The organism is Rhodococcus sp. ARC_M12, from assembly GCF_022810385.1.
In the GTDB taxonomy this organism is placed as follows: domain Bacteria; phylum Actinomycetota; class Actinomycetes; order Mycobacteriales; family Mycobacteriaceae; genus Rhodococcoides; species Rhodococcoides navarretei.
Genome location: NZ_JALGQI010000010.1, coordinates 147585 through 159986, shown reverse-complemented (window position 1 = coordinate 159986; position 12402 = coordinate 147585). Strand labels below are relative to the sequence as shown.

Here is a 12402-nt window from a genome sequence, read left to right as displayed (position 1 = left end):
GAGACAGTCCCGAAAACTCGCAATCCGATCGAAAAATATTGTGATGCAACACATTTGAATGATCGGCTCCACCCGACGGGACAGGTGATCGCATCGCAGGACTGTAGCCTGCGGAACGACCCGTGTGACATCCTGGTCGAGGAGCTGATCGGCTCCGATCGAGAATTCTCGCGGAGAACGAGAGCACGAAGGCTGAGGTAAGTGGTGTCGGCGATGGTGACCGGAGTGACGCTCGGTTCGTTCGAGCACTTGCCGACGCATTCGCGGCGGTGCAGCTTCTGGGTTCTCGATCCCGCGTCGGAGAGTTCCTCGGTCGACCTCGAATTCGAGAACGAAGTGTGGCTGTCGACCATCATGCTCGAATGGGGGTCGTGTGGGCAGTTGCTGTCCGTCGACGGCACCACGATCGGATGCGCCCTCTACTGCCCACCCCGTGCAGTCCCTCGCGCAACGACGTTCCCGACGTCTCCGGTCAGCCACGACGCCGTTCTGTTGACCCAACTGAGGATCGATTCACCGGACGACGCCGACCTGCACTCGGCCACGTTGATTCAGGCAGTGGTCGGTGATCTCGTCAATCGTGGAGTCCGTGCGCTCGAGGCGTTCGGTATTCGTCGCAACGCCGACGATGCTGCGTCGGTGGTTCCGAACGCCACCGCACAGCTGACGTGTTCGGCATCGACGTGCATGATCGAAGCGGACTTCCTCGAGAAGGTTGGCTTCGAGGTGATCGCTCCCCATCACAGATTCCCGAGACTGAGGCTCGAGCTCGATCGCGATCACGGATGGAAGCAGGACGTCGAATCGGCGCTCGAACAACTGCTGATCGCAGCCAGTATCTCCGTCGTCGACATCGAGCAGAAGTCGACGGTCGGAGCGCGCTGACAGAACTCGGTCGTACGCGTCGACCGGTCGAGGTCAGGGACGATCGGCTGCGGCGAGCTCTTCGGCCAGAAGTTCGGCGAACGTGAACGTTCCGGTCGGCTGATCGTCCTGACCCAGCAGGTACAGCCGCTTCACGGCGATCAGAATTGCTTCGGCGATGATGTCGCGGTACCGCGGGTCGCTGAGCACATCGACGTCGGATTCGTTGGTGAGGTAGCCGAGGTCGATCTGTATGGTCGGCATGTTGGTCAGGCGCAACAGATCCCACGTCCGGCCATGGCTGCGGCAATCGAGAAGCGGTGTGCGGGCTACGATTTCACGCTGCACATAACTTGTCAGTACCTGGCCGATCATGGACGTGGAACCGTGCGAATTGCCGAAGTGGAAACTTGCGACGCCGTTGGCCACCGGACTGGTGCTCGACGCGCATCGCAACGAGATCATCAGATCGGCACCCCAGGCGTTGGCCGTCTCCGCGCGATCGGCGACAGAAGGATTGGTGCCGCGCGCACGAGAAAGGAAAGTCTCCATTCCGGTCGCGGCCATGCGGCCTTCGAGGCGACTGGCCAGATCCCACAGAATTTCCGACTCCGACACTCGGCCGAGCGGACCGTCGACGATTCGGCCGGTGTCGGCTCCACCCAGATCGGGATCGATGACGATGCGCTTGCCGGTCAGCTGTGGTCCGGACTTGCGGACGAGTTCTTCCTCGCTCATGGCATGCGGGGACCCGCCCGTGACCCGCGTGCCGAGTAGATCGAGCGAACGCAGGGTGGCGGGCCCACAGATGCCGTCCGGCGACAAGCCGATCTCACGCTGGAACGAGGACAGGCCCTCGTGCGTACGAGGACCGAAGAAGCCGTCGACGCGCTCGCTGTAGAAACCGAGATCCTGCAATCGCGTCTGCAGAGAGGCGACATCGTCGCCGTACAGCGGAGCAGACAACTGGTAGATGAGGGTGCGCGCGCCGAGGCGGTACGACGCTTCTTTCAGCGCGCGGTAGGTAGCGGGGCCGACGACGCCGTCGACCAAGAGGCCGCGGTGTTGCTGGAAGGCGCGAACAGCACCGTCGAGAGCTCGGTCGAACACGGAGCCCGGAGCCGTCCAGTGGCCGTCGTCCATCGGGCCGGGCGGGACCACGGCCTCGTGGAGGAAACCGAGGGCCGAGAGAGTGCCGCGGACCTCGGCGACGGCGGGTCCGGAATCGCCGTGACTGAGCTCCTGCATGCTGGAAAGACCCTCTCGATCGTCCTGACGGCTACCGCGGTTCGGTGCACTGATGTGCCGACGCCAAGCATCGGCACATCAGATGATTGTCGCAGAAAGACGCGCTTCTTCGGCAATCCACACCAATCGAGGGTGAGTCAGATAACGCCTTCGAGGTCCTTGAGCAGTGCGGCCTTGCCCTTGGCACCGACGATCTGCTTGATCGGCTTGCCACCCTGGAAGAGGATGAGCGTCGGAATCGACATGACCTTGAAGTCGCGCGCAGCCTGCGGGTTGGCGTCGATATCGAGCTTGGCGATGGTGAGCTTGTCCTTGTGCTCGGCCGCGATCTCCTCGAGAACCGGAGCGACCATCTTGCACGGGCCGCACCAGGTGGCCCAGAAGTCGACCAGAACGGGCTTTTCGCTGGTCAGCACATCGTCGACGAACGATGCGTCGGTGATGGTGACTGTGCTCTTGGCGTCGGACATGTGTATCTCCTCGATGTGTGAAACTCGGTGGTGGTCAGGCGTTGACGGCGTCGACCGGCTGGTCGGCGTGCTCGAGCGTGTTGCTGGTGATGTCGCCTTGCTCGGCCAACCAGCGCTCGGCGTCGATCGAGGCGGTGCAACCCGTACCCGCAGCGGTGATGGCCTGCTGATACACGTGGTCGACGAGGTCGCCGGCAGCGAACACGCCCTCGACGGAGGTGGCCGAGGACGGCGAGGCGACCTTGACATAGCCGCCGTCGTCGAGCTCGACCTGGCCCTTGACCAGTTCGTTGCGGGGATCGTGACCGATCGCCACGAACATCCCGGTCACGTCCAGGGTCGTCTTCTCGCCGGTCACGGCGTGCTCGAGTGCAATCCCGGTGACGCTGGTGTCGCCGAGGACCTCGAGCACCTTGGTGTCGGTGAGGAAGCGAATCTTGTCGTTGTTCTTGGCGCGCTCGAGCATGATGCGCGACGCCCGGAACTCGCTGCGGCGGTGCACGACGGTGACGCTGCGCGCGAAACGGGTGAGGAAGGTCGCTTCCTCCATGGCGGAATCGCCACCACCGATGACGGCGATGTCCTGATCGCGGAAGAAGAATCCGTCGCAGGTGGCGCAGGCGCTGACGCCGCGGCCGAGCAACTTCTCCTCGCCCGGGATGGACAGGTAGCGAGCTGCTGCGCCCATGGCGAGAATGATCGCGCGTGCGCGGTAGGTCTCACCGCCTGCGGAGACCGTCTTGATCGGACCCGTCAGGTCCAGCTCCTCGACGTCCTCGGTGCGGATGTCGGCACCGAATCGGCCGGCCTGCTCACGCATCTGCTCCATCAGATCGGGGCCCATGATGCCCTCGCGGAAGCCGGGGAAGTTCTCGACCTCGGTGGTCGTCATCAGCGCGCCGCCGAACTGCGTTCCCTCGAACAGGATCGGTTCCAGTTCTGCGCGGGCCGCGTAGACACCGGCGGTATAACCGGCCGGTCCCGAACCGACGATGATGAGATCGTGAACCTTGGGGGTACTCAATGCAGACCTTCCGATCTTGTGCGGCGTGTTACTGGGCGCCGACAGCCGGGTGCACACTGCACGCGCCGGTCGACGTACATCTGGTCAACACCACCCTAGAGGCAGTTGTTCCCCGGAGAGAGATGTGTCAGCCGATATCGCGCCGCGTCAGGACGTCGGGGTTGGTACCACCGCAATCGTTGCCCACCGCAAGGGCGATGAACTGGGCCGGCTGCGCTCCGGCGAGGACCAGCAGAGTGCCGTCTCGGCCGTCGACCCGTACCTGACTCGATCCCAGAACGGTGGTGGCCGGATCCACATCGTTGGACCGCAGACAGGCTGCGAGATCGACCGGATCGGCCAGTGCGCCGGGATCGCGTTTGCCGATGATGCCGAATGCGACACCGGAATCGAGATCGGCGGAATCGAGAACCAGAGCGGAATCCGGACCCGGTGACGGGTCGGCAGCGATCGACTCGGGTTCCTCGGGGGTGTGCCAGACCGCTACGGCCGCGAGCGATCCGGCCGCGAGAAGTGTTGCCGCAGCGGCGATTCGGAGTACCGTACGGTGCCGTCGCGGACGGAGTGGGACGACGACGCCCACCGGGGGCGTCGACTGTTCGACCGTGTGAATCGTGCGATCGATCTGCCGAGCGACGTCGGCCGGAATTGCCAACGTTCCGTTCGGATCCTCGCCCATCTCGTGCAGTCGGGCCGACACCGCGTCGAGACCGGCAAGTACGCGCATCGATTCCTCGTCGAGTCGAACCAGCGGCCACAGACGTTCGCTGACGTCATCGGGAAGCGCGTCCGCATGCAGCTCGGCCAGCAGCTCCGGCGAGAACGGGGCATCGGGTAGCGAGTCGGTGCTCGACGACACGTTCCTGCCTCCCTTCGCCGAATCTGCTTTGTCTCTCACACGATATAGACGCGAGGGGTCTAGATTCGGTTCCCCGCGTCTTTCAAGTAGGCGAGCTGCGTCGACAGTTTGAGTCGGCCACGGGCGCATCGACTCTTGACGGTACCGGTGGGAACGCCGAGCAATTCGGCAGCGTCGGCCACCGAGTAGCCCTCCATGTCCACGATGACGACGGCCGCGCGCTGATCCGGCGGCAAGGTCATCAGAGCCTGTCGAACGAGAATGCTCGTCTCCGTCTCCGAGATTCGGTCCCTCGGCGACACCGGCTCGTGACTTTCGTTCTCGCTCAGAGGAACCGAGGGCCGTGCCTTGTTTCGGCGGATCCGGTCGAGGCACGCGTTGACGACGATCTTGTGCAACCAGCTGCGGACGGCGGCGTCGGCGCGAAACGATCCGGCTGTGCGGTGCGCGGAGAGCAACGCCTCCTGCAGAGCATCGGAGGCGTCCTCCGGTGTGTAGCTGGTGCGGCGGGCCGTCAGCCATAGATGTTCGTGGTGTCGGTAGATCAGCGTGGCGAAGGCGTTCGGCTCCCCGGCCGCGTGGGCAGCGAGAAGTTCCGCATCCGTGCGCCCCCCCGGCACCGAATCGGCACGTTCAGTCATACGAAAACGGCTCCCCCCGTGTTAACGCATTGGGGGGAGCCTAGGCCATCGAGACCGTGAAGTACGAAACGAACCCGTTTCAGCTACCGAAAGTTGGATTCAGGAGTCGAAACCGATCTCGGAGATCGATGACGCGATCCGGCCGCCCTGCTCCGACAGCGTGGTGATCCAGACGAGCACGTTTCCGGTGGGCTCCGCATCGGTGAGAGGGATGTCGGTTCTACCGTTCTGCAGGGTGGCTTCACCGAGCAGCGTGGTGTCGCTGAGGCTGGGAGAGTCGTTGGGGGCCGACCTGATCTCGACGACGGTTCCCGGAGACGTCGATTCGATCCACGCATTCTGCAGTGTCGACGACGGGATGGACACGAGCAGCCCGACGCCGTTCTTCAGAGCCGGGAACTGCTGGAAGTACGAGTCGGTCGTCCACTCGGTACCGGGGTCGTTGTCGATCACGTTGGAGGCGGTGCCCGGATTGTCGGCGGAACCCTGGGGGGAGAACACACCGACGTCGTTCATCGCCACCGGTCCACCGGTCGGAGCCGGGGGTGCCGCGGGATCGGCTGCGGGCGGTGCCTCGGCCGGAGTCGTCAGGCCGAATTCCTGGCTGTCGAGGGGGGTGTCGGTGTCGTTACCGGCAATCGAGGTGAACAGCCAGAAGCCGGCGAACGCGAGAACGATCACAGTCAGGGCACCGAGTACCGCGATGGCGATGTTGGTGCGCATCGACTTGGCCTTCTCGGCTGCGATCTCCTCGGGATCTGCGAGCGAGTGCCCACTGGCACCGGGTGCCCGCTGGCCCAGCCGTAGAGCAGGCATCAGATCCGTCTTGTCGTTGACGACGGCTGCTTGATCGAGGACGTGCTGCACGGTGGCAGCGGTCCGGATTCCGCTGTTCTGTTCCAGCGCCCGCACTGCGACGGCGGAGATCTCGAACGGAACATCCGGACGGATCTGCCGCGGCTCGAGCGGCGCACCCTTGTCGTCACGGTCGGCCGGACGCATACCGCCGACGCTGCGGGCCGGAGCTGCATCGCCGGATACGACGGCACCGCCGGTGGTCTCGGACAGCGGCCACCTGGCGGTGATCAGGGCGTAGAGCATCGCGCCGAGTCCGCGGACGTCCGAGCTGGGGTCTGCGTCGGCCAGTGTCGCGGGGAACGCGAGGACGGCATTGCCGCTGGTGCTGATGCGGACGCGATCCGGGTGATCGATCGACAGTGCACCGCCGCTGCGGTGCGCCGCTTCGGCGGCTGCAGCGAGAACCTTGATCGCGCGAGCGGCGCCGGTGGGGGCAGGGACGGTGTCGGCCATTTCGCGCAGTGATCGGCCGGGCGTCCATTCGGCGACGACGATGCCGCCGGAGCTGCCGCGCACCACGTCGAGCACACGTGCGAGGCCGGGCGAGTTGATCCGACCCAGACGAAGCGTGCGCGAGAGAATGGCCTGCGGTCCCTGCGTGCGGTCGTCGGTCGACGCGGTGGACTGTTGATCGGCGTCGACGAATGTCAGCGCGACCTCGCGGTCGAGTTTGACGTCGTGGGCCTGCCAGAACTTGAGCCCGCGCGCGCCACCGTGCGGGGTCAGCAGTCGGTATCGTCCGCCCGCAACCGAGGCACCGGGAATGAGCGTGGGGCCGCGGAGGGTGCGTCCGGGAACGCTCGCGGGAGCGGCCGCAGCGGCCGTGTCCGCGCTGGATGCGTCGGTCGCCGTCGCGGGTGTCACCGTGGTCTTCTCGGAATCGGCGTCCGACTCGGACTTCGGCTCGGGCTCGGACTCCTGCGTCCCCTTCTTCTCGATGGGGCCTTCGACCGGCAGTTTCGCCTTCGAGATGGACACGGTCTTGTCGGTCGGACGCGCCGCGAGGGCGGCCTTGGAGATGGAAATCGTCTTGTCGGCCGGCTTCGCAGCAGGCTTGCTGTCAGCGGACTCGGCGGGAGTCGCCTTGTCGGCCGACTTCTCGTCGTCCTGCTCGGGAGTCGTGGCTGCATTCTGTGCCGGTGACTTCGACGCAGGTGATGTCGACGCAGGGGTCTTCACGGGTTCGCTGCGGTCCTGGGTGTCGACTTCGACTCCGCCGCTCGTTCGGTCGGCTTCGTTTGCTGGAGACTGTGCCGGCCCCCCAGCAACATCGTCGTCGGTCACTGTTACTCCTTCAGGCGAATATGCCCCGTGTCGTTCTGCGAACGGTCGACCTGCGGAGGCTTGTGCCCCCGGGTGCCGATGACCAGGGTACGGGAGCCGATCCCGCGCAGTGTCCCATGTGGGCTCGGTTCGAATAACCGGAATCACGCCCGTTTCTGCAGCGGCGAGATCCGCCTCCTGTGGTGCCGTCCCCCCGCGGAATCTGCGAACGAGCCGGCTCAGGGCCACGGTGACGGCCAGAACCTCGGGAATCTTGCCGAACCAGAGGATCGAGAACGTGATGCCGAGCATGATGACGGCGTCGATCGCGACGCGGGCGAAGTTGCCGACCCAGCCGTTCATCAGGGCGTCGAGACCCAGGATCCGGTCGATCGCGAGCATGGCCGCACCACCTGCGAGCGAGGCGATGAGGACCAGCCAGATGGTCTTGCCGACGTTGGCCATCCGCAGGCTACCCAGGCTCTTGTGCAGCAGGTATCCGCCGATGATCGCGCCGACGGTATAGCCCAGGCCGGTCGCCGCACCGAGGAGCAGCACCACCTGCTCGGGCGAGGACGCAACGATCGGGGCGAGCAACGACAGGCCGATCTTGACGGCCGTGATGCCGAGGATGATCCAGGTCGGTGTCCAGGCCTTCTCGCGGGCGTAGAAGACCCGCAGGTGGATCAGGACCAGGGCGTACGGGATGAGGGAGAAGGCCGACCAGCTCACGGCCTCGCCGAGTCTGGGTGCGACCTCGGCGAACCGGCCGAAGCCGTACAGCGCCTCGCCCACCCACGGCCCCGCGAAGGTCAGGAACACGACGATCGGGACCAGTGCGACCATCGTCAGGCGGGTGGCGACCGAGAGATCGTCGACGACGGACGGGGTGTCACCGTTGGCGGCGTTGCGGCTGAGCCTGGGCATGATGGCCGTCAGAACCGTCACGCCGAGGATGCCGTAGGGCAACTGCAGCACGATCCAGGCCTGCGAATAGATCACGTTGCTCGCATCGTCGGTGCCCGATGCGATCCTGGTGGCGACGATCAGCCCGATCTGGCTGATGACGACGTAGAGCACGATTGCCGCGGCCATCGCGCCGAACTTCTTCAGGCGCTCGTCGAATCCCCACAGTGGACGCAGGTCGATGCGTTCGCGGCGCAGCGCCGGGATCAGCGCCACGACCTGGGTGATGACACCGGCGGTGACGCCGAGGCCGAGAACGAGAATTTTGGGGTTGCTCATTTCGATCGTGTTCAGGGTGATCTCGCCCGGCACGAAGGGGTACAGGGCGAAGACGGCGAGCACGACCAGGTTGTTGAACACCGGTGCCCAGGCCCCGGGCTTGAAGTTCTGCCGGGTGTTGAGCACGGCCGTGAGTAGGCCGGAGAGCCCGTAGAACATCAGCGCGGGCAGCACCAGATAGGTGAACGCGATGGTCAGGTTCTCGTTGACCTTCGGATCGCCGTCGAGCATCAGTCGCGCCAACAACGGGGCTGCGATCGTTGCGGCGAGCGCCACGGTTCCGAGCAGCGCCACCGCGATGGTGAAGAGGCGTCGAACGAACGCCCGTCCGCCGTCGGCGTCCTCCTGCTCCGCCCTCACCAGCACCGGAACGACGATCGCTCCCAATACCGCGCCGAGAACGAGCTCGGAGATCATGTTCGGCAGAATCGTCGAGACGGTGAATGCACTGGCCAGCGCCGCGCCGAGGGTAGCCGTCATGGCTACTTGCTTGGCGAAGCCGGTGATGCGGCTGACCAGGGTCGCCACCGCGATCGAGCCCGACGCGGCCAGCAGTGACTTCTGCGGTTTCGGTTCCGGTCGCGGTGCGGACTCGGGTCCGCTCGGCGGAATCTCCGTCGGCGGAACCGTGCCGGACGGTTGCTGCGGGTAGTCCTCCTCGCGGAACCGCGGAATGAGCTGGGTGACGGCGTCGTCGGCGGCGGGCTGACCGTCCAGCGGCGGCGGTGCCGGGTACGACCGCAGCTCCGGCCGCGACTGCCGCTCCCAGGGTGCGGACCGCGGTGGCGTCGTGCGTCGGAACACCTGCGATGCGGGCATCCGCGACCGCGGCAGGTCGCCGTCGTACGGGACGTTGCCTGTCATGGTCTCTCGTACCCTTCGTCGGCCGGGTCGGGTTGACCTCTGAATCGATGCCAGAGGCGTCGACCTGCAAGTAACAGTAGGAGAGCGCCGGCGCAGGCGGTAATGACGGCCAGCGCCTGGCCGTATGCGTTCGATCGCACGGATACCGTCGACACCTCACCGAGCCGGGAACCGTCGAGGGTCGTGACCGAGAAGTCGACGGACAGGTTGCGGGTGTCGTCCACCTCGGCCGGCACGGTGATGGTGCGAGATCCGCGGGCCGGAAGTTGGTTCACACCGACGTCACTGATCGTCATCTCCGGCGGCGCATCGACTCGCAGCAGCACGTTGACCGGGACGGGAAGGTCGTTGCGCGCAACGAGGAGCAGTGGGCTCTGTTCCGAGGCGAGGGTGTAGACACCGCCAGGTGCCAGCACGGTCACCGAGCCGTAGATGGTGTCCAGTCCGATGCGGGTGGCGGTCAGTCGATCGCGCGCCATGGCTCCGGTCTCCTCGCTGACGGCGCTGGCGCGACCCGCCGTCGACAGTGCGCGCAGCATGTCCTCGCGCAGCGGGGCGGTGTACAGGCGCGGGGTCAGCGCCGACTGGGGATCCTCGACGAGCGATTGCATCAGCGTGTCTATCCGGGAGCTCTGCGATCGCACCAGGTCGATGGTTCCGGCGTCGAGCTCGGTGGCCGCGTCGATGCTGGTCACCGGTAGTCCGGAGGTCGGCTCGGCGAGTAGATCGGCCAGTGGGCGCGGCGTCGCCAGACCGGAACGCAGCAGCGAGGACACCGTCGACAGAATGGCTGACGGCTCGTCTCCCCCGGCGGTCCAGTACTGCGGGGGCGCGACGGTGACGCTGCGTCCAGGGCGATCCGCCCCGACGAGTGCATGGAAGTTGACGGCTCCGAGCGCGTCCTGCAGGCGTGCGGTGCGCGAGTCGGCGGCCAGGTCGAAGCGTTGCTCGGCAGGGGTCAGAGCGGGCGTGGACGGGATGTCTCCGACTCCGGCCAGCGCCGCCGCAGTGGCCGAGTCGTAGTGGGTAGCGGCCAAGGTCTCGGTCGGCTGGGTTTCCGACGGCTGGGTGTCGGTCGACACCAGTAGTGACGTGGGTGCCGAGGTGGGCGGGCTGATGCTGTTGTCGGCGACCAGCACGGTGTCGGTGCCGGCCGATCGCAGGGCATCGGCGGTGCCGGCGTCGACCCCACCGGTGGTGCTCCAGGTGAAACCTCGGGTCGAGCTGATGCCGAGGATGCCGTCGACGATGTCTGCCGGGGCGCTCACGGCGCTGTTCAGCAGGGTGGAATCGCCGATGTCGGCCACCGCCCCCAGATCGGTCTGGGCGAACGGCATCGCCGTCACGCAGCTGCTCGACGCGACCGTTTCGAGTCGGGACAGCCATTGAGCTGCCGCTGCGCTTCCCGTGCCCTCCCGGGTCGTGCCTGCGGGATCGGCCGGGTTGTCGACGACGAGGTAGCCGCGGGTCATGTTCGAGACGGTGACGAGTAGATCGGGATCGATGCCGATACACAGGCTCGACGCCAACTTGCCGTCGGGATCCAGGCCCGGTTGCGTCGCGAATTCGACGGCTTTGAGCAGGGTGTCGAGACGTCCGCCATCGGCGAGTTCACCGGCGAGTTCGTCGTCGATCAGCCGAACGCGTTCGTCGACCGAGCCGGGGATTCCGGCAGCCAGACGAGGGATGTCGGCCAGCGGCCACAGCACCGTCATGGCGACAGGATTGCGAGTGTTGGGAGGCAGCGGCATCGCGTCGGGAGCGGTGGGGTCCAGTTCGCCGGGGTTGCGAGGTAGTCCGACGACCGGGAGGAGAAAGCGGGCGTCGTCGAGCCGTGCGGTTCCGCCGTATTCGGGCGTGCCGTTGACGTTGAGCAACAGCGGGTAGACGCCGGGTGCCTCGATTCCCAGTGAGGGCTCGGTGGTGCTGCGCAGTTGCATCGACATGTCGAATTGGCGGCTCTCGTCCTCCTCCAGGGACTCGGCGACCGTGACGAAATCTCCGACGCGATCGAAGCTGTCCTGGTCGAGGGTCAGCGAGGTCCGCAGGCCGGCCGTGGTGTCGACGGCGGTAGCAGCCTGCATGCGCACACTGACGTCGTCGACGCGTCGGTCTCCGGTGTTTCTCACCGTGGCGCGAACGGTCACGAACGGATCGCTGCTGGTGGTGACGGTGGAGGGCGCAACGGTCTCGATGCTCAGCGTGAGGAACGGGTTACCGGCCTGCGTCATCGGAGTATCGGGAACCGCGCTGGTGGTGGCGCTCGAGTCGCCGACGGAGGCGTCGGGTTGGGCTGCGGCATTCGGAAGTTGCTCGGGGATCAAAGCCGCAGTGCCGATGGCCGGCGCGATCGCAAGCAGAAACGAGGTCAATGCGGCGGCAGTGACCTTCCGGGCCCGCACGCTCACTTCCCGCCGGGGGTGGGTGCGGTCGAGTGGCCGCCGCTCGTGTCGCCGTTGTTCGTGTCGTCGGTGTTCATGTCATCGATGAGGCGGGTGGCGATGGCGGCGAGTTTGCGTTCGTCGGCGTAGGCGAGTCGAGACGGGAGTTCGTTCAGCGGGACCCACGCGACCTCGGTGACCTCGAGATCCTCGTCGGAGAGTTCGCCGCCGAGGAATCGGAGCAGGTAATGGTGGACGGTCTTGTGGACGCGTCGGCCCTCGGTGACGAACCAGTAATCGATGCTTCCCAGCGAGGCCAGGACGGTTCCGCGGATGCCGGTTTCCTCGGCGACCTCGCGCATTGCCGTCTGTTCGGCCGTTTCGCCCTGTTCGATGTGACCCTTGGGCAGGGACCAGAGGAGGCGTCCGCGACGGTCGGTGCGGCCGATGAGGGCTGCGCAGCGCTTGGCCGGTGGCCCGTCGAGGCCGTCGACCACCAGGCCGCCTGCCGAGGTTTCGCGGACCGTCCGCAGCTTGGGTGCTTGAGTGTCGGCGCGTGCCTGACGCCGCCGCGGGTTGCGGCGGCTCCTGTTCGCACGTTCGGCAGCAGACACCCGATCCATACTAGTTGCCTCTGCGCACTCTTCGACCGTGCCGCACCGCGGTCAGTGGCCGAGACAATCCG

Annotated in this window: 9 protein-coding genes; 1 reads left to right on the top strand and 8 read right to left on the bottom strand. The window is 66.1% G+C overall.

Annotated features, from left to right (window positions below; translation table 11 throughout):
- The first annotated feature begins 204 nt into the window (after window positions 1-204).
- The gene (locus tag MTX35_RS14685; protein WP_243595737.1) at window positions 205-885 is read left to right on the top strand and encodes a GNAT family N-acetyltransferase; all 681 of its coding nucleotides are present in this window, start codon (window positions 205-207) and stop codon (window positions 883-885) included.
- A gap of 33 nt (window positions 886-918) precedes the next feature.
- Here MTX35_RS14685 and MTX35_RS14680 read toward each other — a convergent pair whose 3' ends face one another.
- The 8 genes from MTX35_RS14680 to MTX35_RS14645 all read right to left on the bottom strand — a co-directional run bounded on the left by MTX35_RS14680 (window position 919) and on the right by MTX35_RS14645 (window position 12331).
- The gene (locus tag MTX35_RS14680) at window positions 919-2112 is read right to left on the bottom strand and encodes an N-acetylmuramoyl-L-alanine amidase (protein ID WP_243595684.1); all 1194 of its coding nucleotides are present in this window, start codon (window positions 2110-2112) and stop codon (window positions 919-921) included.
- Window positions 2113-2249: 137 nt separating this feature from the next.
- A complete protein-coding gene (gene trxA / locus MTX35_RS14675) occupies window positions 2250-2582 on the bottom strand; it encodes a thioredoxin (RefSeq protein ID WP_243595683.1) in 333 nt (110 codons plus the stop codon).
- A 34-nt stretch (window positions 2583-2616) separates the two neighbouring features.
- A complete protein-coding gene (gene trxB, locus MTX35_RS14670) occupies window positions 2617-3606 on the bottom strand; it encodes a thioredoxin-disulfide reductase (RefSeq protein WP_243595682.1) in 990 nt (329 codons plus the stop codon).
- Between the two features lie 127 nt (window positions 3607-3733).
- Entirely contained in the window at window positions 3734-4465 is a 732-nt protein-coding gene (locus tag MTX35_RS14665; protein WP_243595681.1) for a hypothetical protein, read from the bottom strand.
- Between the two features lie 59 nt (window positions 4466-4524).
- A complete protein-coding gene (gene sigM, locus MTX35_RS14660; RefSeq protein WP_243595680.1) occupies window positions 4525-5106 on the bottom strand; it encodes an RNA polymerase sigma factor SigM in 582 nt (193 codons plus the stop codon).
- A gap of 99 nt (window positions 5107-5205) precedes the next feature.
- Window positions 5206-9336, bottom strand: coding sequence for a lipid II flippase MurJ (locus MTX35_RS14655; RefSeq protein ID WP_243595679.1), 4131 nt, complete (start codon window positions 9334-9336; stop codon window positions 5206-5208).
- Window positions 9333-11744 (bottom strand): glycoprotein, encoded by a 2412-nt coding sequence (locus MTX35_RS14650; RefSeq protein ID WP_243595678.1) that lies wholly within the window; start codon window positions 11742-11744, stop codon window positions 9333-9335. Before MTX35_RS14650 ends, MTX35_RS14655 begins: the two co-directional genes overlap by 4 nt.
- Complete coding sequence (locus tag MTX35_RS14645; RefSeq protein ID WP_243595677.1) at window positions 11741-12331, bottom strand: NUDIX hydrolase; 591 nt, start codon at window positions 12329-12331, stop codon at window positions 11741-11743. Before MTX35_RS14645 ends, MTX35_RS14650 begins: the two co-directional genes overlap by 4 nt.
- Window positions 12332-12402 lie beyond the last annotated feature (71 nt).